This is a genomic window from Streptomyces sp. CA-243310 (assembly GCF_050936775.1).
In the GTDB taxonomy this organism is placed as follows: Bacteria; Actinomycetota; Actinomycetes; order Streptomycetales; family Streptomycetaceae; genus Streptomyces.
The window spans coordinates 3,028,498-3,053,282 of sequence record NZ_JBNJMF010000001.1; the positions used below are offsets into that span (position 1 = coordinate 3,028,498).

Sequence of the window (24,785 nt, forward strand, 5' to 3'; positions counted from 1 at the left end):
ACCGGCTTCTTTGCCTCAGAGGCAAGAGTGTTTGCCAGTGGGGTAAGAATCTGGCTCAATCGAGGTATGACAACCGGTCCTGCCCCCGGCCCCGAAGAAGCGGCCGACCCCGACGATCCGTCGGGGGAACTCCCCACCGTGGCCCCGCGCCTGCGCGATCTGCGCCGCCGTGCCGGGCTCACCCTGGAGGCGGCCGCCGCACGCGCCCGACTGTCGCCCGCCCACCTGTCGCGCCTGGAGACGGGCCGCCGCACACCCTCGCTGCCGCTGCTGCTCGGACTCGCCCGCACCTATGGGACGACGGTCTCCGAACTGCTCGGCGAGACCTCGGCCGCGGCCGACCCCATCGTACGGGGCGGCGGACCCGGGGCCCGCGAGGCCGACGGCTGGACCTACTGGCCGGCCGGTGGTTCGGGACGGGGGATGCAGGCCCTGCGCGTGCACGTTCCGCAGGGCCAGGTCAAGGGCGAACTGGTCAGGGTCCACCCCGGCGAGGAGTGGCTGTACGTCCTCACCGGGCGGCTGCGGCTGCACCTGGGGGAGGCCGAGCACCTGCTCGACCCGGGGGACAGCGCGCACTTCGACTCGCTCACGCCCCACCGGATCGGCGCGGCCGACGCCTCCGGCGCGGACCTGCTGTTCGTCCACACGCTGCTGCAGAGCGGCCTCGCCGGGGTGTGTCTCGGCGGCGCGACCCAGCACCACCACTAGTCGAGGAGCCGCACCATGACCCAGGGAGAGAACGTGACCGCCACCGCGAACGAGGCGCCCGGTGTTCCCGCGAACGACGTCCCGGCCGGTCCCGCCGATCAGAGCGGCCCGGCAGGTCGGAGCGGCCCGGCCGACTCGCAGGAGACCGACTCGGCGCCGGGCGCCCTGCTGAAGCGTTTCGAGTCCAAGTTCCCGCGCGGCCTGATCATCCGCCTGATCGCCTACCTCTTCGTCGGCCACCTCTTCGCCTTCTTCGTCTACCTGCTCTTCGTGCTGGGCGCCGAGAACCAGTAGGACGAGAACCGGTAGGACGAGAACCGGTAGGGCCCGCGGCCCCGGGGGAGGGCGCGAGGCGGTTCGCGGGCCCGTCGCACACCCGTCGCACACGGTTCCGACGGGGGCGGCGCGCACGCCCGCCGTCGGAACCGCCGTCCCGCCGCGGGGCTCAGCCCGCGGCGGGTTGCTGCATCGTGGAGCAGTGGATGCCCCCGCCGCCGCCCATCAGCCGGTCCACGTCGAGCTGGACGACCTCACGTCCGGGGAAGGCCGCCGCGAGCGCCTGGCGGGCGCCCGCGTCCTTGGCCCGGTCCCCGAACTGCGACGTGATCACCGCGCCGTTGGCCACGTGGAAGTTCAGGTAGGAGTCGACGAAGTCGGGGTTGTCGGAGCGCAGGGTGTCCGGGCCGTCGACCTTGATCACCTGGAGCCGGCGGCCCTTGGCGTCGGTGGCGGCGGACAGGATCGCGAATTGCTGCCGGGCGTCCTTGGCCCAGATGTCGGTGCGGTCGGCGGGCGGTACCTGGACCATCACGACGCCGGGTCGGACGAACCGGGAGGTGACGTCGATGTGGTCGTCCGTGATGTCCTGCCCCTTGATCCCCGGGACCCAGAGCATCCTGTCCGCGCCGTAGGCGGCGAGGACCTTGGCCTCCACCTGGGCCCGGCTGAGTCCCGGGTTGCGGTTCTTGTTGACGAGGCTGCTCTCGGTCGCCATGAGGGTGCCGTCGCCGTCGGTCTCGACGGAGCCGCCCTCGCCGACGAACGTCGCCGCGGCGAACGGCAGTGACTCGCGGGAGGCGATCAGCCGGGCCACGTTCTCGTCCTTGCGATGGGTCTGCTTGTTGCCCCACCCGTTGAAGCCCAGGCCGATCGCGTCCACGGCGCCGGCGCCGTCGCGGCGGAAGACGGCGCCGGTGTCGCGCATCCAGAGGTCGTCGACCGGGATGGTGGAGATGACGGTGACGGTGGAACCGCAGCGGGAGCGGGCGGTCGCCGCCGCGCTCGCGTCCGCCGCGCACATCACGACGGGCTCGAAGCGGGCGACGGTGCGGGCGATGAGGGCGATGTCCTGTTGTACGCCGGCGAGGTCGGAGCCCCAGATGGAGCGGTTGGAGGGCCAGGCCATCCAGGTGCGCAGGTGTCGGACGTCGTCGAGCGGGACGGTCATCCGGCCGGCGGCGGCCCCGGCCCGGACTGTCTGGCCCGCCTGCGCGGACTGCTGGACGAGGCCGCCGAGGGCCAGTCCGACGGCGCCGACTCCCGCCGAGCGCAACAGGGTTCTACGGCTTGGATTCATTTCGAACCTCCGGAGGAGGGGGGATGAGGGGTAGCCGCACTGTGGCACTAACTGAAATTTCAGTCAAGGAGTTGGGTACGCGTCCACCTGGTCCCGGGTCGACGACCGCGGTTCCTTCAACTTCCCCGCAGTCGGATCGAGTTCGGCCTGACCGGCCCGGGTCGTGACGACAGCGGCGCCGCCGGACCTCCGGCGGCGCCCCGGTGGGGTGTCATCCCCGCGTCGCCCGCGGTGATTCGAGCGCCGGGGCGGTGACCCCGCACTGGGTGCGACACTGCGGCTGGAGGGCGTCGGGCGCGGGCTTGCGCACGGTCGCCCACGCCAGAACCGCGCCGACGACGAGGATCCCGGCGCACCAGGGCATGGCGCGGTCGAACGCCGCGTCGAAGAGGTCGGCGGAGAGATAGGCGTCGGGCCCCATCCCCGCCAGCAGCGGCAGCGCCGCCACCGCGAGGAGTCCGGCGACGCGGGCGGCGGCGTTGTTGATGCCGCTGGCCAGGCCCGCCCGGCCCGGGTCCACCGAGGCCAGTACCGTCGCCGTCAGCGGGGCCACCAGGGCCACCATCCCCATCCCCATCACGATCAGGGCGGGCAGCACGTCCTGTACGTACGAGGCGTGCGGCCCGACCCGCAGCATCATGAGCATTCCGGCCGCGCAGAGCAGCGGCCCCACCGTCAGCGGGATCCGCGGCCCGATCCGTTCGGCCAACGCCCCCGACCGGGCGGAGAGCAGCAGCATCAGCACGGTGGTGGGCAGCAGGGCGGCCCCGGCGGCCAGCGCGGAGTAGCCGGCCACCACCTGGAGCTGGAGCACGGCCAGGAAGAAGAAGCCGCCGAAGGCCGCGTACACGCACAGGGTGACCAGGTTGACCGCCGTGAACTGTCGGGAGGCGAAGATGTCCGGCGGCAGCATCGGGTCGGCCCGCCGTCGTTCCACGTACACGAACACGCCGGCCAGCAGCACTCCGCCGACGGCCGCCGCGATGACGAGCGCGCCGCCGTTGCGGGCCTCGATCAGCGCGTAGGTGACCAGGGCGAGCGAGCCGGCGCCGAGCGCGGCGCCGGCCACGTCGAACGTGCCGTGCGCGTGTGGGTCCCGGGATTCCGGTACGTGCCGCAGGGCCACCGGCACGCACAGCGCGGCCACCGGGATGTTGATGAGGAACACCCAGCGCCATCCCGGCCCGTCCACCAGCCAGCCGCCGAGGAACGGGCCCACGGCCGCGCCCACTCCGCCGAACCCCGACCACAGGCCGACCGCCCGGGCCCGGTCGTCGGCGTGGATCGACCCCTGGATCAGAGCGAGCGAACCGGGCGTCAGCAACGCGCCGCCGACGCCCTGGAGGGCGCGGGCGGCGATGAGCACGCCGGCGTTCGGCGCGATGCCGCAGAGCAGTGAGCCCAGCGCGAACCACACCACGCCGACGACGAAGATCCGGCGCCGTCCGAACCGGTCGCCGAGCGCCCCGCCGACCAGGATCAGGCCGGCCAGGGTCAGCAGGTAGGCGTTGACCGTCCACTGGAGCACCGCGAGGTCCGCGTCCAGATCCCGCCCGATGGCGGGGAGGGCCACGTTGACCACGGTCGAGTCGAGCAGGGCCATGCCCGATCCGAGGACGGTGGTCAGCAGGATCCACCTGCCCCGGGTCGAGGCGAGCGGGACGTCGGGTCGGGGCGGCTCGGGTGACGGTCGGTCGGGTGTGGTCATGTCCCCAGGCTGGCGCGGTCGACCGACATGGGCCACCCGGCCGGCCCGCGACTCGGCTCAATAGGCCCTCTTGTAATGCACATGACCCCTCGATCAACATGACCCGCGCACATCACGCACGCCTTTTCCCCGCACCACGCACGCCCTTTCCGCACAACCTGCACACGGCGTCCGAGGAGACCACACGTGGCACAACGCGACAGACGACGATCCTTGCGCGCGGCGCTCGCCGCTCTCGCCTCGATCCTGCTCCTACCCATCGGCGCCGGGGTGGCCGCGGCCGCGCCGGAGCCCGGCCCCGCCCCCGGGGCCGCCGAGCGCAAGATCGAACCCAAGCTCCGCACCCAGCTCGACGGCTCCGCGAAGGCCGTCTTCTGGGTGTATCTCGACAGCGCCGCCGACCTCACCGCCGCAGGAAAGCAGAAGACCCGCGCCGCCAAGGCAGAAACGGTTCTGCGGGTGAAGAAGGACCATGCCGCGCGCAGCCAGGCCGCCGTGATCAAGGCCCTGGACGGCGCGAAGGCGGAGTACACCTCGTTCTGGATCGTCAACGCCGTCCGGGTCGTCGGCAGCGAGAAGCTCGCCGGAACCCTGGCGCAGCGCCCCGAGGTCGCCCGGATCGACGCCGACGACAAGGTGTCCCTCCCCAAGCCCGCCGAGGGCAGCCGGGAGAAGACCGCAGCCGACGCCGTCGAATGGAACATCGACCGGATCAAGGCCCCCCAGGTCTGGGACCAGCTCGGCGTGCGCGGCGAAGGCATCGTCGTCGCCAACATCGACAGCGGCGTGGACTACACCCACCCGGCCGTCAACAACCAGTACCGCGGCAAGAACGCCGACGGGTCGTACGACCACAACCACAACTGGTTCGACCCGGCCGGCGTCTGCGCCGGCGCCGCGCCCTGCGACAACAACGACCACGGCACCCACACCATGGGCACCATGGTCGGCGACGACGGCGGCGCCAACAAGATCGGCGTCGCCCCCGGCGCCAAGTGGATCGCCGCCAAGGGCTGCGAGACCAACTCCTGCTCCGAGGCCTCCCTGCTCGCCTCCGGCCAGTGGATCGTCGCGCCGACCGACCTGAACGGTCAGAACCCGCGGCCGGACCTGGCCCCGCACGTCGTCAACAACTCCTGGGGCAGCGCCGCCCACGACGACTGGTACCAGCAGATCGTCGACACCTGGCGGGCCGCCGGCATCTTCCCGGCCTTCTCCAACGGGAACTCCGGCCCGAGCTGCGCCACCAGCGGATCGCCCGGCGACTACGCGAGCTCCTACAGCTCCGGCGCCTTCGACATCAACGGCGCCATCGCCTCCTTCTCCTCGCGCGGCGCGGGCCCCGGCGGCATCGTCAAGCCCAACATCGCGGCCCCCGGCGTGAACGTGCGCTCCTCCGTGCCCGGCGGCGGGTACGAGGCCTTCTCCGGCACCTCGATGGCCTCCCCGCACACCGCGGCCACCGTGGCCCTCCTCTGGTCCGCCGCGCCCGCCCTCGAAGGGGACATCGCGCAGACCGAGGCCCTGCTGGACGGCACCGCCGCGGACACCGACAGCAGCCAGTGCGGTGGCACCGCCGCCGACAACAACGTCTTCGGCGAAGGCAGGCTGGACGCCCTCGCCGCGGTCAACGGCGCCCCGCGCGGAGCGATCGGCGCACTCGGCGGCACCGTCCGCTCCGGTGACGCGCCCGTCGCCGGCGTGAAGATCACCGCCGACGGTCCGATCGACCGCACGACGACCACCGCCGCCGACGGAACCTACAACTTCGGCTCCCTCTCGGTGGGCGCGTACACCCTGACCGCGTCGAAGTTCGGCTACGGACAACAGACCGCGACGGCCACCGTGACCGAGAACGCCACCGCCACCGGTGACTTCACCCTCACCCAGGCCGCCTCCGCCAAGCTCGCCGGCACGGTCTCCGCCGCCGGCGGTCCGGTCGCGGGCGCCGTCGTCACCGTCGCCGAGACCCCGGTCACCGCGACCACCGACGCGCAGGGCCGCTTCGAGGTCACCCTGCCGCACGGCACGTACGACGTGAACGCCACCCACGCCTCCCGCTGCGTCACCGGTGGCAGCGCGCACGTCACCGTCGCCGGGGACACCACCGTCGCGGTGGACCTCCCCGAGCGGACCGACGCCTACGGCTACGCCTGCGCCACCACGAGCGGTCGCCCCTACGCGGCCGGGGACCGACAGCTCGCGCTGACCGGTGACAACACCACCGAGCGCGTCGACCTGCCCTTCCCGCTGCCGCTGTACGGCAAGACGTACGGCCAGGCGTGGATCGGCACCAACGGCACCGTCAGCTTCGGCGGCAACAACACCGGCGACATCAACGGCGACCTCCCGAGCACGGCCACCCCGAACGCGGCCCTCTACCCGTTCTGGGACGACCTGGTCGTCGGCGCCGCCGGCAGCGGATCCGGTGTCTTCACCGCCGTGACCGGCACGGCTCCGCACCGGACCTACGTCATCGAGTGGCGCAATGTGTCGCACTGGTCGGCCCAGGCCGACACGTTCTCGTTCTCGGCCTCCATCGGCGAGGACGGCACCGTCTCCTACGCCTACAAGGGGACGGGCGGCACCGGCATCAAGGGCGGCTCCACCGCCACGATCGGCGTGGAGAACGCCACCGGCACCGACGCCTTCACGTACTCGTTCAACACCGCGGTCGTCTCGGACGGCCTGTCCATCGCCTTCCGCACCACCAAGAGCGGTGTCGTCGCCGGTCGGGTGCTCGACGCCAACGACGGCAACGGCGTCGCGGGCGCCACCGTCACCGTCGGCACCGGCGACACGGCGGTCTCCGCCACCACGGCGGCGGACGGCGGCTACGTCGTCCAGACCCCCTCGGGCGCACGGACCGTCGCGCTGTCGGCCCCTTCGTACGAGTCCGCCACCGCCACGGTCGACGTCAAGCCGGCCGACGTCACCTCCGTCACCCAGTCCCTGCGCACCGGCAAGGTCACCGCCGCCAAGTCGGCGGTGGAGGTCGTGCTCCCCGCGAACCAGAAGCGGACCCGCACACTCGACCTGACCAACCCGGGCCTGGGCACCGCGTTCACGGTGACCGAGGACGCGCCCTGGCTGACCGCCACTCCCGGTGCGGGCACCCTGCCCACCGGCGGCAAGGCACCGCTCACCCTCACGGTGGACACGGCCGGCCTGACGGCGGGGACGGTCCTCACCGCGGACCTCAAGATCACGTCGGCCAGCGGCCGGGCACCGGTCCTGACCGTCCCGGTCAAGGTCGTCGTCCCCCGCTACCAGGTCGCCCTGGACGCGGGATCCGACTACGCGGGCACGGACGCCATCGGTGACAGCTGGTCGCCCGACCGCAAGTACACCTCCGGGTCGTACGGCTACCAGGGCAACGCCACCGTCCAGTCCACCGGCCGCACCATCGCCGGAACGGACGACCAGAGGCTGTACCGCAACGCCCGCGAGGGCATGTACGAGTACCGCTTCGACAACGTCCCGAACGGCACCTACACGGTGGAGCTGGGCTTCGCGGAGCTCTCCAACACCAAGCCGAACAAGCGCGTCTTCGACGTCATCGCCGAGGGCACCCAGGTCCTGCCGTCCCTGGACGTCTCCCTGGAGGCCGGCACCTACACGGCCCTGACCCGTTCCTACACGGTGACGGTCACGGACGGCGTGCTCAACGTCCGCTTCATCACGCACAACGGCTACGGGAAGCCCCTGCTCAACACCCTGCGCGTCACGGACCGGCCCGACCGGACCTGACGGGCCGGCCCGGGTCCGATGGTCGGGCCCGGGCCCGACCCGAACGGCCCGCACCTCGCCGGCCGGACACGCGAAGGGGCGGGACACCCACGGGTGTCCCGCCCCCTTTCGCGCCCGCGGCGACGTCGCGCACGGATTGTCGTACCGGCATCCGGGTGGCGGACGACGGCCGCGCCGGAGCGGGCACGGAGGGCCGGGGGCCGGCGCCGTTAGCGTGGGCGACCATGACGGTGCCGGACGACCAGACGCAACAGCGGATCCACGAACTCGTACGGGTCGGCGACCCCGAGGCCCGTTGGGCGGTCGGCGGCCCGGACGGCACCCACGCCGCGGGCGGGGACGGGGACGCCCCGTCCGACGTCGGCCGGCTCGCCGCCGTGCTGGCGCTGTGGCCCGTCATCGGAAGTCTCGTCACGGCAGGGGAACTCGCCCTGCACACCCCGCTCGCCGCCTACGGCCCGGCCGCCGCGGGAACCTCCGGCAAGACCACCGCACACCAGCTGCTCACCCACCCCGACGGGGTGCCCGCACTGACCCGGCTCGCCGAACACCTCTGCGGCGAACCGCTCGCCGAATGCGCCACCGCCCGGGTCTGGCAACCCCTGCACATGAGCCGGACCCGCTTCGCCGGCGGCTCCCTGCACGCACCCCTGGGCGACCTCGGCCGCTTCCTCGGCCACCTGCTCTCCACCGCCGACCACCCCGTCAGCCGCTCCTGGACCGCGGAGTCCCTCCGCATCCGCACCGGGGAACTCACCCCCGCCCGGGGCCTGCTCTGGCACCCCGTCGCGGGCGGGGTCTGGGCCCACGGCGACGGACCGTCCGTCTGGGTCTCGCCCCGCCACCACCGCTGGGCCGCCCTCCTCCCCGCACACGGCACGGGACCACTGCGCACCGCCTTCCGGGACGCCGTGTTCACCGCGCCCACCGCTCCCACCGCGAAGTGAGGCGGCGCCGGCCTGGCCGGATGAACGCGACCCGCACGGCCGCGCACCCGCCGCCGGTCCCTCGGTCCACTCCCGCAGAGCACTCGGAGCGCGCACCCCCCGTGCTCGACGTACGGTGATCCCGACGTCACCGACCGTTGCTTTCCGGCTGTGCGGAGGTACGGCGAGCCGCCCGCCCCTCGGCGGCTTTCCCCACCCGAAGCGCCTGTCCAACCCAGGCAAGGTGGTCCCGGCATGACCCAGTCGACCACGACCCGAGGCCAGGCGGCCCCGACCGAGGGTGGCCGCCCCGCACGGGCCGGCCGGGTCGAGGCCGTACGCTTCGCCGCGACCCACACCCTGCCCGTGCTCGTACGCGATCTGGTGGGCCCGCCCGCGCGACTGCTCCGCCCCGCGCCCGGCGCCGGCCGGCCCCGCTGGCCCGCCGCCACCCTGCGCGCCCTGCGGGCCCGACACGGCGGCGCACCCGTCCTGCTGCGCGGCCCGACCGGCCCCACGCTGGTCCTCCTGGACCCACTCGACCTGCCCCGGTTCCACGAAGCGCCCCCGAGCGAACTCGCGACGTGCCCGCCGGACAAGTGCCGGGCACCCGGCGCGCCCGCGGCCGGCCGTCCCACCCGCCCCGAGGACCACGACGACCTCCGCGAACACCGCCGCGAGGTCAACGAGATCGTGCTGGCCTCGGGCAGCCCCGTACACCCCTCCTGCGGCCCGTTCCTCGCCGTCATCGCCGACGAGGCGGGCCGGCTGGGCGCTTCCCCCACGCTCGGACTCGCCCGCGCCCGGCACATCGTGACCCGGGCCGCCCGCCGCATGGTGCTGGGCGACACGGCCGCCGGGGACGAGGAACTCGCCGGCTGGCTCGACCGACTCGACGCCGGCGGTGACCGCGGGGCGCACCGCAAGAACCGCGCCGCCGAGACCCTCCACGAGAAGGCGTCCGCGCGCATCGCCCGGTACGCCGCCGCCGCCGAGCCCTTCACCCTCGTCGGACGGGCCCGCCGGCACCCCGACCCCGCCGGCACCCTCGACCCCATCGGCCAGGCCCTCCACTGGCTGCGGGCCCTGGACACCGTCCCCGCGACCCTGCTGCGCACCCTGCTGCTGCTCGCCGCCCACCCGGCCGAACACGAGGCGGCCTCCACCGAGGCACGGTCCGGCGACGCCGCCAAGGGCGAACTGCCCCGGCTGCGGGCCTGCGTACAGGAAACGCTGCGCCTCTACCCGGTGGTGCCGGACCTGGTCCGGGTCACCCGGACCGAGACCGAGTGGCGGGGCGTGCGTCATCCGGCGGGCACCCCCGTGCTCCTGCCCGCGCTGTTCCACCAGCGCGACCCCGAGCACGTGCCGGCCGCGGACGTCTTCGTGCCCGGGAGATGGACCTCCCCGGGATCCCGCGCGGACCTCCGGATGGCCCCCTTCGGCCACGGAGCCGGCCGCTGCCCCGGAGACCGGCTGGGCCTGCTCGTCGTGTCCGCGTTCTGCGCCGAACTGCTGCGCGGGCACCGCGTCCGGGACGGCAGACCGGCCCTGCATCCGGTGGGTCCGCTGCCCGCCGCGCTGGATCCGAGGCGGATCCGGCTCACGATCACCCGCCGCTGACCCCGACCGCGCCCCAGGCACCTGCTCCGCAGCCGACCCGCCCGGCCGACGCCCACCCGTGCCGCGGTCGCCCGGCCCCTTCGCCCGCCCGCCGTACCGACCCCACGAGGAACCCATGTCCGACGCCGCGACCACCGCGTCCACCGACCCGGATCCCGAGCTGCTCCACGCCGTGTGCCGCGCGCTGGCGGAGGCCGCCGACGCCGTCGGTGAAGCCGCCCGCCACGCCTCCGAACTGGCCCTCGGCGGGCGCCTGCCGGTCAGTGCGCTCGGCCGGTCCGGCCCCCGCCGGCTCGGCTGGCGCACCCTGCTGCGCACCCTGACCGACCCGGCGGGACTCGGCTGGGCGCCGCGCGGCCGGGGCGTCGCCCGGGCCGGGTGGCTCGCCGGGATCCTCACCGGCCGGGAGAACCTCGCCGTCAGCCTCGCCGTCTGCGGTCTCAAGGCCCGCATCCGGGCGGCCGGCGCGGGCCGGCCGGAGCTGCTCACGGATCCGGACGCGGCGGGGATCCTCAAGGCGGTCGAGGAGGGCCGGCAGGCGGAGGCCGTCCGACTGTTCCGCGAGCTGATGCGGGTCCAGGGCGCCGAACGCGCCTTCACGCTGCTCTCCCCGTCCTTCGCGGACCTCCTCGCCTGGCACGCGCTGACCGACGAGAACCCCTTCAACGACCACGCCGGTTGGCAGATCGCCATCGGACGGGCGATGCCCGCCGAACCCCTGCTCGGTCTCGGCGCCGCCGCCCGCGCCCTCTTCGCCCGGAGCCCCCGCCCCGCCGGGGGGCCCGAGCGCCCCGACGGGCTCCTCGACCGGCTCGACACCAGCGGCACCGTCGCCGGATGCGTGCGCAACCTCGCCTCGCTCGGCGCCGACGGAACCCTCCTCGTCCAGCAGGTGGTCGGCCCGGACGGAGCCCTCCGGTACGTCATCCACCTCGCCGAACCACCGGGGACGCCCGGGGCGGGCGCGACGCCCGCCGGTGTGGATGCGCACGCGGTGGCCGACGGACCGGAGATCTCGTACGCGCACGCGGTCGCCCGAGCCGTCCGCGCCCTCGTGCCCTCCGGCACCGAACTCGCCCTGTTCGGAAGGGGCCTGGGCGGGAGCACCGCCCTGCACCTCGCCGGGAGCCGGGACTTCACCACCGTCTACCCGGTCACGCACGTCTTCGCCGTGGACTCCCGGGGCGCCGCACGACGCCCCGCGGACCCCCGGACCCGGGTGTTCCGGCTGACCGGCGCGTACGGACAGCGCTCACGACGCCCCGCGTACGCCGCACCGACCCGTTTCCGGACCCGGATCACGGACAGCCGCCTGATCCGGATCCACGACGGCGAGGAGTGGTCCCGATGACCGACACCACCACCCTGCGCACGCACTGCGCGGTTCTGCGCGCACACGCGCGTCGGTTGCGGGCCGCCGCCGAGGACCTGCGCGACCAGGGCCCGGCGGCCGAGGCCTTCCGCGCCGAGGTCGCCGCCCTCGCGGAGCGCTGTGCCACCGCCGCGGGCGGATTCGCCCTGGCCGCCGCACAGCTCGACGGCCGACCCCACGCCTGAACCGGACGGGACCACCGCCCGCCCGGTTCAGAGGACGAGGGACAGCAGCAGGACGAAGCCCAGGCCGACCACCGAGATGATGGTCTCCATCACCGACCAGGTCTTGACGGTCTGCCCGACGGTCATCCCGAAGTACTCCTTGACCAACCAGAACCCGGCGTCGTTGACATGGCTGAAGAACAGCGAGCCCGCCCCGATCGCCAGCACCAGCAGGGCGGTCTCCGTGGTCGACGAGCCCGCGGCGATCGGGGCCACCAGGCCGGCCGCGGAGATCGTGGCCACCGTCGCCGAGCCGGTGGCGAGGCGGATGATCACCGCGATGAGCCAGGCCAGGAGCAGCGTGGGCACGGCCCAGCTCTCGGAGAGTTCCAGGATCATCTGGCCGACCCCGGCGTCGATGAGCGTCTGCTTGAAGCCGCCCCCCGCGCCCACGATCAGCAGGATGCCCGCGATCGGGGCGAGGGACTTCTCCACCGTGGACGAGAGTCGCTCCTTGGTGAACCCGGCCGCCCTGCCGAGGGTGAACATGCCGACCAGCACGGCCGCGAGGAGTGCGATCAGCGGTGAGCCGGCCACGTCCGTGACGCGCTGGACACCGTTGTCGGGGTCGTTGACCACGATGTCGACGAGCGCCTTGACCAGCATCAGGGCCACGGGGAGGAGCACGGTGAACACGGTCGCCCCGAACCGCGGGCGGTGTTCCAACTCGGCCGACTGGCGCTGCGGGACCATGTGTTCCGGCGCGGGGATGTCCACCCAGCGGGCGGCGTACCGGGAGAACAGCGGCCCGGCGATGATCACTGTCGGGATGGCGACGACCACTCCGAGGGCGAGGGTGACGCCCAGGTTCGCGTGGAGTGCGTCGATGGCGACGAGCGGGCCCGGGTGCGGGGGTATCAGCCCGTGCATCACGGACAGTCCGGCGAGGGCGGGGATGCCGATCCGCATCAGGGAGTAGTTGCCGCGCTTGGCGACCAGCAGCACCACGGGGATCAGGAGCACGATCCCGACCTCGAAGAAGAGCGGAAGCCCGATCACGGAGGCGATCAGCACCATGGCCCAGGGCATCGCCCGGCCCTTGGCGCGGGCCAGGATCGTGTCCACGATCTCGTCGGCGCCGCCCGAGTCGGCGAGCAGTTTCCCGAGGATCGCGCCGAGCGCGATGAGTACGCCGACACCGGCGACCGTGGCGCCGAGGCCGGCGGTGAAGCTCGCGATGGTCTTCGCCGGCGGTGCGCCCGCGAACGAACCGAGGGCGAGCGAGCCCACGGTGAGGGCGAGGAAGGCGTGCAGCTTGAAGCGGGTGATGAGCAGGACGATGACGGCGATGCCCGCGAGGACGGCCACGCCCAGCTGGGCGTGCCCGGCCGAGGTGATGGGTCCGGGGGCGGCCGCTGCCAACGTCTCGACGCTGAGACCGGTCACGGTGACGGTTCCTTAACTCGTGGCTCTTCGGTGGCGGTGAGTGGTGTTGCGTGATGTCGGGTACGGCGGGGCGGCCCGGGGCGCCGTGTGGCCGGCTCGCGGGCAGGCGACGGCCCGGGGGAGGGCGTGCGGGGCCCCGGGCCGGCCGTGCGGTGGCTCCGGGATCCCTCGCGGATCAGAGCCGGCGCAGGGATTCCAGTGCCCGGTGGGTGATCTCCTCGGGAGTGCCGCGGACGTCGACGGCGACACCGGCTTCGTCCGGCTGTAGGGGTTCGAGCGTGGCGAACTGCGAGTCGAGCAGGGTGGTGGGCATGAAATGTCCCTTGCGCTCCGCCATCCGTCGCTCGATCAGGGGGCGTTCGCCGGTGAGGTGGACGAAGACCACCCCGGGGGCGAAGCTCCGCAACCGATCGCGGTAGGAGCGCTTGAGGGACGAGGCCGCGACGACCCCGCCCTCCAGGTCCGCGCCGCGACGGATCCACTCGCCGATGGCGTCCAGCCAGGGCCATCGGTCCGCGTCGTCCAGCGGGGTGCCCGCCGACATCTTGGCGACGTTGGCTTCCGGATGGAAGACGTCGCCCTCGGCGTAGGGGACACGGAGGGCCTCCGCGAGCAGTCGGCCCACGGTCGTCTTGCCCGTGCCGGCCACACCCATCACCACAATGACGCGCTGGGAGCTCACGTCCTACCTCGCTGTCCTCGTCGACATCGGTTCGTGCGGCACCACTGAAGCCCATTAAGTAGTACTTATTCAAGAGGGTGGGGGGATACATCACATCTATTGTTCGATCGGCGGTCACCGTACGCTTACGCCATGACCACTGAAGGCAGTCCTGTGCAGGGGCTTCACTCCCGTGTCCTGGACGCTCTCGGTCTCGCGATCACGGCCGGCGAATCCCCGCCCGGCAGCGTCCTGCGCACCGACGAGATCGCCGACCGCTTCGACGCCTCCCGCACCGTCGTCCGCGAGGTCGTCCGAGTCCTGGAGTCGATGCAACTCGTCGAGTCGCGTCGCAGGGTCGGCGTCACCGTGCGCCCGGCGGACCAGTGGAACGTCTACGACCCGCGCGTCATCCGCTGGCGGCTCGCCGGCACCGACCGACCCCGCCAACTGCGCTCCCTCACCGTGCTGCGCTCGGCCGTCGAACCGGCCGCCGCCGGACTTGCGGCGGCGCTGGCCACCCCGGAACAGTGCGCCCGGCTCACCGAGGCCGCCCTGGGCATGGTCCGCACCTCCCGCGGTCACCAGTTGGAGGGATACCTGCGGCACGACATCGCCTTCCACCGGATCGTCCTCAACGCCTCCGGCAACGAGATGTTCGCCCGACTGGGCGACGTCGTCGCCGAGGTGCTGACCGGCCGCACCGAGCACGCGGTGATGTTCCACGACCCCGACCCGGCCGCGGTCACCCTGCACGTGAGGGTCGCGGAAGCGGTTCGGGAGGGGGACGCGGCCCGCGCCGAGGCACTGACCCGGCAGATCGCGGTGGGCGCCCTGGAGGAACTCGACGTGCTCGCCCCCTGACCGACCCGCCGGACGTCCGCCGGCCACCCGCGAGGTCCCGGCCGTTTTTCCCCGACGGGCCCGAGAAGCGCGCACCGTGCGCCACACTGGGCGCGTGTGGGGACATACCGAGAGAAGTGACGGCGGACCCGCCTCCTTCGTGGGGCGGGACGGCGAACTGGCCGCGCTGGAAGCGGCCTTGGCCGGGAGCCGACTGATCACCCTCACCGGGCCGGGGGGCGTCGGGAAGAGCCGCCTGGTCCGGCAGGCGCTGGAGACGGGAGCCGGTGACTCCTTCCCCGACGGGATCCACTGGGCGGACCTCTCGCCCCTGCCCGACGACCGGCTGCTGGTGGACATCGTCGCCGACGCCCTCGACCTCGCCGACCACACCCCCCGCACCCTGGGTGAGGCGGTCCGGCAGTGGATCGGGGAGCGTCGACTCCTCCTCGTGTTGGACTGTTGCGAACACCTGATCGTCGCCGTGCGCTCCCTCGTACGGGACCTCCTGGACGCCGCCCCGCACCTGGTGATCCTCCTGACCAGCCGTCAATCACTGGGATCGGACCGGGAACGCGTCCTGGAACTGGGATCGTTGCCCCACGACGCGAACGCCGTGGAGGCGCTGGCCCTGTTCACCGACCGCGCCGGCGAGGCCGACCCCACGCAGGCCCCGCCCTGGGGAGAGGAACGGACCGAGGCCGCCCGGGCCATCTGCACCCGCCTCGAAGGAGTCCCCCTCGCGCTGGAACTCGCCGCCGCGCAGTTGACGGACCACACCGTCGAGGAACTCGCCGAGCGGCTCGCCCGTCGGATCGGCCCGCTCGCCGGCGACGGATCCGCCCTGCCGGCCCGCCACCGCGCCCTGCGCACCGCCATCGGTTGGAGCCACGAATGGTGCGAGCCACGCGAACGGCTGCTGTGGCTGCGGCTGTCCGTGTTCGGCGGCTCCTTCGACGCGACGGCCGTGCGCGCCGTCTGCTCCGCCGCCCCGCTCACCGAGGCCGACACCGGGCCGCTGCTGGCGGCGCTGGTTGCCAAGTCCGTCGTACGCCGAACCGACGACGGCGCGGTCGACCCGGACGCCGAAGGTGCCACGTACCGGATGCTCGACACGATCCGCGAGTACGGAGCCATGTGGCTGGACGCCGTCGGGGAGCGCGAAGCCCTGCGGACCCGGCACGCGGGGTACTTCCTGGAACTGGTGCGCGCCGCCGAGCGGGACTGGCTCGGGCCGGGCCAGCGCGACGCCTACCGGCGGATCGCCCTCGCGCACGGCGACGTGTGCGCCGCCCTCGACCACACGCTGGCGACCACCCCCGAGCAGGCCCTGGAACTGGCCGGGCGCGTCGGCTTCTTCTGGGCCTGTAGCGGCTACCTGCACGCGGCCCGCGGCTACCTGGAGCGCGCGCTGTCCACCGCGCGACCCCAAGACGTGCCCGCTGAGGGGCGGGTCCGCTCCCTGTGGGCCCTCGGGGTCACCCTGTTGCTCCAGGGCGAGAAGGAGCAGGCGCACCAACTCGCGCTCGCCTGCGAGGCGTTGGCCGGCGAGTTCGAGCACACGCCCGGACCCGCCCTGGACGCCGCCTACCTGCTGGGCCTGAGCCACCTGTTGGCCGGCAGGCCGCTGGCCGCGCGCATCGTCTCCGACAACGTCCTGGAGACCATCCCCGGCCGGCCCTTCGACTCGGCGCCACGACTGCGCTGCCACCTGGTACGGGTGTTCGCCCTCACCGGGCTGGGCCTGTTCGCGGACGCCCGCGCGGAAGCCGAGCGGCTGCGGTCCGGCTGTGTCACCCGCGACGAGCACTGGACGCGGGCGTACGCCGAGTACCAACTCGCCCTGATCTGCCTGTTCGAGAGACGGCCGGACGAATCGGCGGGCCACGCCCGCGCCATGCTGGAGAGCAAGCGGGAACTGGGCGACAGCTTCGGCACCGCCCTCGGCCTGGACCTGCTCGCGGCGGCCCGGGCCGCCTCGGGCGACGAGGCGGGCGCGGCGCACGCGTACGGCGCGGGCCACGCGTACTGGCAGGCGGTCGGCCACCCGCAGCGCGGCACCCCCGAACTGGGCCCCGTACGCGAGGAATGCGAGCGCACCGCCCGCAGCGCGCTGGGGGACCAGGCCTACGAGGCCGCCTTCCGGGAAGGTGTACGCCACGGGCACGCCCTGCGGACCCGGCCGCACCCGTACGACGGCTGACACCGCGCGGCGCCCGATCCCCCTCGAAATCGGATCCGGCCCCCCTGCGAACGGATCCGGTGGACGCCGAGCCGTACGACGGGGTTCCCCGGGTTCACGCGGACGTCCTCGGCGGTGTCGGGTGGCCGGGCGGGAGGGCGACCGGCATCACCAGGGTGGTGAAACTGCCCTGGTCGGCGGATCGCACCAGGACCGGACCGGTGACCTCGGAGAACTCCAGCAGTACGTCGGGCCCCACGCCGGCCTCCAGGGCCGCGCCCAGCACGGCGGGGTCGAAGCCGATCCGCACCGGCTCCCGGTCCTCCCGTACGGCCGCCGGCTCGATCGGCGCCGGGGTCCCGTCGGGCAGGGCGACGAGGAGACGGTCGCGGCCGAGTTCCAGGGCGACGGCCGAGGAGTCCCCGCACGCGTCGAGCGCCGCGATCAGCCGGACCCGCTCCACGACCACCCGGTGCGCGGGGGCGGGGAGGCCCGCGAGCACGTCCCGATAGGCGGGGAAGGTGCCCCCGGCCACCGGCACCTCGCGCGTCCCGCCCGGATGGCGGACGGTCAGGGTCGCGCCGCCGGGTCGCGCCACCAAGGTCACCTCGGCGGCCCGGGCGGTCCACGTCCCGAGTGCGACCAGCGTGTCGGCGTCGATCAGCAGCCGCCCCGGCGGCCCGGTCGCCGCGCGGGGCCGCAGGGTGCGCAGCGAGATCCGGTAGCGGTCGGTGGCCACGAAGCGGACCTCGTCCCGGTCGAACTCCACGAGCACGCGGCCGAGCACGGGGTGGGCCGGATCCCGCCCGGCGGCCGGGGCCACCTGCCGGGCGGCGCTCGCCAGCTCGGCCCCGCCCAGGGTGAACTCGGTGCCGCCCGGTCCGGGCGGCAGCCCTTCCAGCGCCGCCCCGAGCGCGGCGTCGGTGGCGCGCCGGGCCTCCCGCACGGCCACGTGGTGGCGTTCGAGCACCGCCCGTGCCTCCTCGGGCGTCCCGTCGAGTACGGCGACCACGTCGGTCAACGCCAACCCCGCCTCCCGCAACCCGCGCAGGAGCGTGGCGCGCGGCTGCTGGTCGGGGGAGTAGGAGCGGTAGCCGGTGACCGGGTCGACGTGGGCGGGGAGCAATACGCGGCAGTCGTCGTAGAAGCGCAGGGCGCTCGGCGCGAGCCCGACACGGCGGCCGAACGCGCCGATGCCCATCAGATCGGAGGTGCTGTCGTCCATGACCGCGATCATCGACGTTCATCCCACTTGAAGGTCAACTCATCCGACGCGCCGGCGCCCGGGGGAGTCGCGGAGCGGTCAGGACGCGGCCGGGCGGGGCTTCGTCTGCTGGACGGCCCAGCCGTTCCCGTCGGGGTCCGAGAAGTACACGAAGGAACCCCAGGGCATGTCCTGGACCTCGGTGACCTCCACGCCCCGCCCCCGAAGATCGGCGTGGGCCGCCTCGATGTCGGTGACCACGACCTGCATGTTGTCCAACGACCCGGGGGCCATTCGGGTGAGTCCCCTGCCCAGTGCGATCGAGCAGGCCGATCCGGGCGGGGTCAACTGGACGAAGCGGATCTCCTCGCTGACCGTGACGTCGTGGTCGGCGTGGAAGCCGATCTTCTCGTAGAAGGCCTTGGCCCGGTCGACATCGGTGACGGGGACGGCGACCAGCTCCAGTTTGATGTCCATCACGACCTCCACGATCGGCAGCGGCCCCGGAGTACGGGCCTTTCGGCATCATGCGCCCGGGGCGCCCGTCCCGCCGCCCGGCACGACCGCGACCGCCACGTCGGCCCCGACCGCCGCACCGGGCTCGCCGGACCCGGTGTCCGAGGCGTGCCCGGCGTCCTCGGAGGCGAACTGGGTCCGGTACAGCTCCTCGTACCGGCCGCCCACCGCCAGCAGCTCGGCGTGCGTCCCCCGCTCCACGATCCGGCCCTCCTCCACGACCAGGATCCGATCGGCGGCCTGCACGGTCGACAGCCGGTGCGCGATCACCACGGCGGTCCGACCGGCCAAGGCCTCGGCCAGGGCCTCCTGGACCGCCGCCTCCGAGGTGGAGTCCAGATGGGCGGTGGCCTCGTCCAGGATCACCACCCGTTGACGGGCCAGCAGCAGCCGGGCGATCGTCAGCCGCTGCCGTTCGCCGCCCGAGAGCCGGTAGCCGCGTTCGCCGACGACGGTGTCGAGACCGTCGGGCAGCGAGGCGACGAGCCCGTCCAGTCGGGAGCGGCGCAGCGCCTCCCAGATCTCCTCCTCGGTGGCCTCGGGCCGGGCCAGCAGCAGGTTGGCCCGTACCGACTCGTGGAAGAGGTGGCCGTCCTGGGTGACCATGCCGAGCGTCGCGCGGATCGAGTCGGCCGTGAGGTCCCGTACGTCGATTCCGGCGATCCGCACGGCGCCCGCGTCGGCGTCGTACAGCCGGGGCAGCAACTGGGCGATGGTCGACTTGCCGGCGCCGGAGGAACCGACGAGGGCGATCATCTGCCCGGGCTCGGCCCGGAAGGACACCTCGTGCAGCACCTCGGTGCCACCCCGGGGATCCAGCGTGGCGACCTCCTCCAGGGAGGCCAGGGAGACCCGCTCGGCGGAGGGGTACCCGAAGGACACCCGGTCGAACTCCACCGCGACCGGGCCCTCCGGCACGACCGCGGCGTCCGGCTTCTCGTCGATGAGGGGCTTCAGGTCGAGGATCTCGAAGACCCGCTCGAAGCTGACCATGGCGCTCATCACCTCGACGCGGGCGCCGGCCAGCGCCGTCAGCGGGGAGTAGAGACGGGTGAGCAGCAGGGCGAGGGCGACGACGGAGCCGGCCTCCAGGGTCCCGCGCAGCGCGTAGTACCCGCCGAGCCCGTACACCAGCGCGAGAGCCAGGGCGGAGACCAGGGTGAGGGCGGTGATGAAGGCGGACTGCGCCATCGCCGTGCGGATGCCGATGTCCCGCACCCGGGCCGCGCGGGCGGCGAACTCGGCGGATTCGTCGGCGGGCCGGCCGAACAGTTTGACGAGGGTGGCACCGGGGGCGGAGAACCGTTCCGTCATCTGTGTGCCCATCGCGGCGTTCAGCGTCGACGCCTCCCGCTGCATGGCCGCCATCCGTGTGCCCATCCGGCGCGCCGGCAGTACGAACACCGGCAGCAGCACCAGCGCCAGCAGGGTGATCTGCCAGGAGATGCTCAGCATCACGACGAGGGTCAGCAGCAGGGTGACGGTGTTGGAGACCACGCCGGAGAGGGTGTTGCTGAAGGCCCGCTGGGCCCCGATCACGTCGTTGTTGAGGCGGCTGACCAGGGCTCCGGTCCGCGTGCGGGTGAAGAAGGCGACCGGCATGCGCTGCACGTGGTCGAAGACCGCCGTCCGCAGGTCCAGGATCAACCCCTCGCCCAGGGTGGACGACAACTTGCGGGTCAACAGCCCGAGCCCCGCCTCGACGACCGCGATCACCGCGATCAACAGGGCGAGCCGGGTGACGCGGGCACCGTCCCCGCCGCCGACGATCGTGTCCACGACCCGACTGGCGAGCAGGGGAGTGGCGACCGCGAGCAGCGCCGTGACGACACTGAGCAGCAGGAAGAGGGCCAGCCCGCGGCGGTGCGGGAGGGCGAAGGCGGCGACCCGCCGCAGGCTCGCCCGGGAAAGCGGGCGACGATCCTGCTGTGCGTTGATCGCGCTGTGGAGCGAGGTCCAGGCGGTGACTTCCATGTCCATGAACCGGACAGTAGGACCTCAACCAAACTTTAGGTCAAGGCATCGGCCTTCACATGCCCTGGATGGCTGCCAACCCCCGCTCGCACGAGGGACATTGGGGACTCTCGTGCAATGTCGGAACCCGGTGGCATCATCGGGGGATGACGCAGGGATCAGAGTCCGTTCCGTCCGCCCCCTCCTCCCGCCCGGCAGCAGACAGCGTCCTCGACCGCTTCGAACGATGGGCCCGGGACACCCCGAAGGCCCGCGCCGTCACCGCCGCCCCCGGCAGTCTCACCTACGGGGAACTCGACGTACGGGCCAACCGGTTGGCCCACCACCTGCTGGCCGCCGGCCTCCCTCCCGGCGGGCTCGTGGCCATCGGGACGGCCCGGCAGGCCGAGATCGTCGTCGCGGTGCTCGCGACCCTGAAGGCCGGCGGCGCGTACGTCGTCCTCGACGTCGAGACCTCGGGCTCCGGGCCGCGCCGGCTCGCCACCCTGGAACCCTTCGCCGTCCTCACCCACGCCGCCCACCAGGCCCGTCTCGACGACGGCCGCGACCTGCGGTTCATGCGCCTCGGAGCGGAAACCGGCGCGATCGGCGAACGGCCCGCGCAGCCCCCCGCCCGCGCCGCCGCCCGGGACGCGCTGTTCCAGTTCACCGGGGCGGCGGAGCCCCGCGCCGTGGCCGTCACCCACGCCCTGCTGCTCGCCGCCCTCGAGGCCTGGGAGGCGGTGGCCGGGCCGACCCCCGAGGATCGGCACCTGATCACCGCCGGGTCCGACGTCACCGCCTTCACCACCGGCTGGACCCGGGCCCTGTGCTCGGGCGGCACCCTCGTCCTCCCCGACCGGGGCCCGTGGACGCCCGACACCCTCCGCGCGGCCGTCGGGGCCGAACGGGTCACCGTGGTGCACACCGACCCGGCCGGTGCGGCCGGCCTGCTCGTACCCGAACGCGACACCCCCCTCGACGCCCGTCCCGGAGCACCGGTTCCGCGGCAGGGCGACGACGCGGTGCGGTCGGTGCGCCTCCTCCACATCACCGGCGACCGGCTCCACCTCGACCAACAGGCCGCCCTGCAAGCCCGGTTGCGCACCGGCGCTCGGGTGCTCAACGTCTACGGATCCACCGAGACCGCCGGCGTCGGCACCTGGTTCGAACTGTCCCAACTGCCCGGACCGCTCGACGCCCCCGAGGAACTCTCCCTGATCGGCACCCCGTTCCCCGGCTGCCGGGCGGAACTCCGGGACGGGCAGCTGTACCTCGGTCCGCCCGACGGCGGCGACGCGATCCCCACCGGCGACCTCGCCCGCAAACGCCCCGACGGGCTGTGGGAGTTCGGCGGCCGGATCCGGGACCGCATCCCCCTCGACGGCCACCCCTTCGACCCCCACCCCCTGGAAGCCCTGATCCGCTCCCACGAACACATCGGCGCCGCCCTCGTCGCCGAGATCGAGGTCGGCCGAGGCGCGCGACGACTCGTCGCGTACATCTGCCCCCCGCCCGGCGGCGGGGGCACCTGGCTCCCGGGCGATGACCTGCCGGGCTCCGACCAACTCCGCGACCACCTGCGGGGGAAGGTGCCCGAGGAACGACTCCCGCGCACGGTGGTCAGGCTGCGGGCCCTGCCGCGCAACCCGGCCGGCCAGGAGGACCGGGCCGCCCTGCCACGACCGCCCCGGCTGACCGATCCGGCGACGCCGGTCCGCAGGACGGGCGGCAAGTACGGCAAGTACACGGCCTCGGCAGGCGCCACCGAGTTCCCGACCGGCTGCGCCACCGGCTGCGGATCGATCGTCTTCGGGTTCATGGCGCTGATCTTCACCGACGTGCTCTGGCCCGGTTCGACCGAACTCGCGGGCATACCGGCCCCCTGGGCGCCCCTGTTCTTCGTCCTCTACCTCTGCGAGTGCCTGGCCTTCGGCACGGGCCTGATGTTCCTGTTCACCGGCCGCCCGAGGATGCGGGAACAGGGGCGCGGTGCGGCCCTCACCGCGGCCACGCACCTGGCCGTGGTCTACCTGCTCGTCGCCTGGTGGCCCCAGGACAACCTCTACCGTCTGGCCGCCAAACACGACTGGCCCCGCCAGGCCGCCCTGGTCTACGCCTTCAACATCCCCCTGATGATCGCCGGCGCCGTCGTGGCCGCCTACGTCATCCGGAAACCGGCCTCGGCCTTCGACTTCGACGACTGATCCACCGATCCACCGGTCCGGCCGGCCCGGACTGCTCCGCGTCCGCGTCGGCCGCCCGTCCGGGCCCCGTCGGCGGCTCGTCCGGAGTGTCGAACCCCAGCGCGACGCCCACCCCGAGGGCCCCGGCCCGTACCAGGGCCTCCGCGCCGTCCAACACCTCCCGGTCGCGCGCCGCCACCAACACGCCCAGCCACGGCGACGGATCGTCGGCCCCGGTCGTGATCGCCGGAACGAAGACCGCCCCGAGTCCGGCGCATTCCCGCGCCAGGTCCGCGCACCACTCGTCCACCCGGGCCGGCGGCAGCCTCGCCCCCAACTCCACCCGGTCCACGATCCGTACCAGGTGTCCGGCGCCGCGCAGCGCGTCGAGCCGGGCCGCCACCATGAAGGCGCTCGACGGCCCGGTCAGCCGCAGGTTCGTCTCGGTCGGCGCCAGGAGCCCCGCCCCGTCGACGACGAAGTCCACGTCGAACCAGCCCCGATAGCCGGACGCGGCCAACTCCCGCCCCACCGCCGCCCCGAAGCGCGACAGGGGCCCCTCGGCCGCGGCGGGCACCACCCCGGGGCCGACCGTCGCGCCCCGGTAGCCCCCGTCGACGACGTCCATCACCGCCCCGCCGACCGTGTGGACCCGCCCCGAGCCGTCCACGAACCCGTCGTACGTCAGATCACCCGGGCCGCCGGCCCCCGCCGGACCGGACACGTACTCCTCCACCAGCAGCGGGCCGCGGGGCAGACCCCGGACCAGCGCGCGGGCCCCGCCGGCGGCCCGAACCCGCTCCGCGGACGCGTGCGTGGTACCCGAACCCCCGACCCCGTGCTCCGACTTCAGGACGCTGCTCTCACCGCGCGCCACCCGGGCGGACAGCAGCCGCACCGCCTGCCGGCGGCCCGCCGCCCGCCACTGCCCCGGCAACCTGATCCCCGGATGGGCCCCGCCCGCCAGGATCCGGCCGAACAGGGCGTGCGCGGCGGACTTGGACTCGTAGCGCAGGTCGCGCGCTCGCCACGGCCGCCCCGACAGCCGCCCGAAGGGTTCCGTCAGCCCCCACGGGACGAGGGCCGGCGCGCCCTGCGTCAGCCGCGCGGCCAGCGCCGGCCGGGACCGTACGGCGTCCGACAGGCCGGGACCCCCCACCACGAGCCCGTCGTACACCTCCACCTCCCCCCATTCCAGCTGCCGGGCGACCAGGCGCGTCCAGCCCGGCGACACCGCGAGGGGCAGCACCAGCGCGGCCGGCTCCGGACCGTAGAAGGCGGCCAGGCAGGCGTAGTGGTGCGCGGCCCGCTGTTCCCGGTCCAGCGACGGGTCGTCGAACTGCGCGTTGAACTCGGCGACATTGCCCACGTGGACCGAAGGCCCGCCACCGGTCCACGCCCGCGCCCAGTCCGCGAGCGGGACGGGCGCCACCTCGAAGCGGACCAGCCCCTCCGGGGCACCCCGCCCGGCCACCGCGCCCATCGCCCGGTAGAACCCCGCCGCGTGCGGATCGGCGTCGATCAGCAGCCGACGCACCCCCAGCCCGACGGCCCGGCGCAGCACGTCCCGGTACAACAGCCGCCCGAGGCCCGACCCGATGGCCACCGGGTCCACGAAGAGCAGGCCGAGCGTCGCCGCGGATCCGGCGGGTTCCCCCTCCAGCGAGGCGAGGCCCCGCACCGTCCCGTCCGCGTCCTCGGCGACGACGATCCGCCGGGCCGCGACCTCGTCCGCCCGCACCCGCAGTTCCTCGGCGCAGCCGGCCAGGAACCGCTCGTCGTACCCCCAGTGCGCCTTGGACCGCAGCACCAGCGCGGACAGCTCCCCGGCCTCGTCGGCCCGCGCGGCCCTGAGCTTTGCCATTTCCTGACCTCCCCATGGTCCGCCGCAAGACCGTGCGATAGATTCGGCCACCCACACGGCGGACACGCCCTCCCCTTCCTACCCAACCGGAGACAGGCTT

General features: G+C 73.7%; 18 protein-coding genes. 10 read left to right on the plus strand and 8 right to left on the minus strand.

The window, feature by feature from the left end:
• Nucleotides 1-66: 66 nt before the first annotated feature.
• Both ACQEVM_RS13555 and ACQEVM_RS13560 read left to right on the plus strand, forming a co-directional pair.
• A complete protein-coding gene (locus ACQEVM_RS13555; protein ID WP_433078313.1) occupies nucleotides 67-711 on the plus strand; it encodes a helix-turn-helix domain-containing protein in 645 nt (214 codons plus the stop codon).
• Nucleotides 712-726: 15 nt separating this feature from the next.
• Nucleotides 727-1,005 (plus strand): DUF6126 family protein, encoded by a 279-nt coding sequence (locus tag ACQEVM_RS13560; RefSeq protein ID WP_433078315.1) that lies wholly within the window; start codon nucleotides 727-729, stop codon nucleotides 1,003-1,005.
• 151 nt (nucleotides 1,006-1,156) lie between these two features.
• On the opposite strand, the gene ACQEVM_RS13565 is transcribed toward ACQEVM_RS13560, so the two are convergent.
• Complete coding sequence (locus ACQEVM_RS13565; protein WP_433078317.1) at nucleotides 1,157-2,287, minus strand: agmatine deiminase family protein; 1,131 nt, start codon at nucleotides 2,285-2,287, stop codon at nucleotides 1,157-1,159.
• A 211-nt stretch (nucleotides 2,288-2,498) separates the two neighbouring features.
• Entirely contained in the window at nucleotides 2,499-3,995 is a 1,497-nt protein-coding gene (locus ACQEVM_RS13570) for an MFS transporter (protein ID WP_433078319.1), read from the minus strand.
• A 186-nt stretch (nucleotides 3,996-4,181) separates the two neighbouring features.
• Here ACQEVM_RS13570 and ACQEVM_RS13575 point away from each other — a divergent pair, with 186 nt between their 5' ends.
• The 5 genes from ACQEVM_RS13575 (at nucleotide 4,182) to ACQEVM_RS13595 (ending at nucleotide 11,851) form a co-directional block, all read left to right on the plus strand.
• Nucleotides 4,182-7,745 carry a S8 family serine peptidase gene (locus tag ACQEVM_RS13575; RefSeq protein ID WP_433078321.1) on the plus strand — a complete coding sequence of 1,188 codons (3,564 nt, stop codon included), beginning with the start codon at nucleotides 4,182-4,184 and terminating at the stop codon, nucleotides 7,743-7,745.
• A 224-nt stretch (nucleotides 7,746-7,969) separates the two neighbouring features.
• Nucleotides 7,970-8,692, plus strand: coding sequence for a hypothetical protein (locus tag ACQEVM_RS13580; protein ID WP_433078323.1), 723 nt, complete (start codon nucleotides 7,970-7,972; stop codon nucleotides 8,690-8,692).
• A 234-nt stretch (nucleotides 8,693-8,926) separates the two neighbouring features.
• On the plus strand, nucleotides 8,927-10,294 hold the full coding sequence (locus ACQEVM_RS13585) for a cytochrome P450 (protein WP_433078325.1): 1,368 nt from the start codon (nucleotides 8,927-8,929) through the stop codon (nucleotides 10,292-10,294).
• A 115-nt stretch (nucleotides 10,295-10,409) separates the two neighbouring features.
• Nucleotides 10,410-11,645, plus strand: coding sequence for a hypothetical protein (locus tag ACQEVM_RS13590; RefSeq protein ID WP_433078327.1), 1,236 nt, complete (start codon nucleotides 10,410-10,412; stop codon nucleotides 11,643-11,645).
• On the plus strand, nucleotides 11,642-11,851 hold the full coding sequence (locus ACQEVM_RS13595; RefSeq protein ID WP_433078329.1) for a hypothetical protein: 210 nt from the start codon (nucleotides 11,642-11,644) through the stop codon (nucleotides 11,849-11,851). Before ACQEVM_RS13590 ends, ACQEVM_RS13595 begins: the two co-directional genes overlap by 4 nt.
• 27 nt (nucleotides 11,852-11,878) lie before the next feature.
• On the opposite strand, the gene ACQEVM_RS13600 is transcribed toward ACQEVM_RS13595, so the two are convergent.
• Nucleotides 11,879-13,276 (minus strand): gluconate:H+ symporter, encoded by a 1,398-nt coding sequence (locus ACQEVM_RS13600; RefSeq protein WP_433078331.1) that lies wholly within the window; start codon nucleotides 13,274-13,276, stop codon nucleotides 11,879-11,881.
• Nucleotides 13,277-13,451: 175 nt separating this feature from the next.
• Nucleotides 13,452-13,931 carry a gluconokinase gene (locus tag ACQEVM_RS13605; RefSeq protein ID WP_433079989.1) on the minus strand — a complete coding sequence of 160 codons (480 nt, stop codon included), beginning with the start codon at nucleotides 13,929-13,931 and terminating at the stop codon, nucleotides 13,452-13,454.
• Nucleotides 13,932-14,090: 159 nt separating this feature from the next.
• On the opposite strand from ACQEVM_RS13605, the gene ACQEVM_RS13610 reads away from it, so the two are divergent.
• Together ACQEVM_RS13610 and ACQEVM_RS13615 are read left to right on the plus strand one after the other, a co-directional pair.
• Nucleotides 14,091-14,801, plus strand: coding sequence for a FadR/GntR family transcriptional regulator (locus ACQEVM_RS13610; RefSeq protein ID WP_433078333.1), 711 nt, complete (start codon nucleotides 14,091-14,093; stop codon nucleotides 14,799-14,801).
• A gap of 94 nt (nucleotides 14,802-14,895) precedes the next feature.
• On the plus strand, nucleotides 14,896-16,983 hold the full coding sequence (locus ACQEVM_RS13615; protein WP_433078335.1) for an ATP-binding protein: 2,088 nt from the start codon (nucleotides 14,896-14,898) through the stop codon (nucleotides 16,981-16,983).
• A gap of 94 nt (nucleotides 16,984-17,077) precedes the next feature.
• Here ACQEVM_RS13615 and ACQEVM_RS13620 read toward each other — a convergent pair whose 3' ends face one another.
• The 3 genes from ACQEVM_RS13620 to ACQEVM_RS13630 all read right to left on the minus strand — a co-directional run bounded on the left by ACQEVM_RS13620 (nucleotide 17,078) and on the right by ACQEVM_RS13630 (nucleotide 20,662).
• Nucleotides 17,078-18,187: a MerR family transcriptional regulator gene (locus ACQEVM_RS13620; protein WP_433078337.1), complete on the minus strand. Its 1,110-nt coding sequence runs from the start codon at nucleotides 18,185-18,187 to the stop codon at nucleotides 17,078-17,080.
• Between the two features lie 78 nt (nucleotides 18,188-18,265).
• Nucleotides 18,266-18,643: a VOC family protein gene (locus ACQEVM_RS13625; protein ID WP_433078339.1), complete on the minus strand. Its 378-nt coding sequence runs from the start codon at nucleotides 18,641-18,643 to the stop codon at nucleotides 18,266-18,268.
• Nucleotides 18,644-18,691: 48 nt separating this feature from the next.
• Entirely contained in the window at nucleotides 18,692-20,662 is a 1,971-nt protein-coding gene (locus ACQEVM_RS13630; RefSeq protein ID WP_433078341.1) for an ABC transporter ATP-binding protein, read from the minus strand.
• 140 nt (nucleotides 20,663-20,802) lie between these two features.
• On the opposite strand from ACQEVM_RS13630, the gene ACQEVM_RS13635 reads away from it, so the two are divergent.
• Nucleotides 20,803-22,842, plus strand: a complete 2,040-nt coding sequence (locus ACQEVM_RS13635; protein WP_433078343.1) for an AMP-binding protein — start codon at nucleotides 20,803-20,805, stop codon at nucleotides 22,840-22,842.
• Here ACQEVM_RS13635 and ACQEVM_RS13640 read toward each other — a convergent pair.
• The gene (locus tag ACQEVM_RS13640) at nucleotides 22,802-24,685 is read right to left on the minus strand and encodes a GNAT family N-acetyltransferase (protein ID WP_433078345.1); all 1,884 of its coding nucleotides are present in this window, start codon (nucleotides 24,683-24,685) and stop codon (nucleotides 22,802-22,804) included. The genes ACQEVM_RS13635 and ACQEVM_RS13640 overlap by 41 nt on opposite strands.
• Between the last annotated feature and the right edge of the window lie 100 nt (nucleotides 24,686-24,785).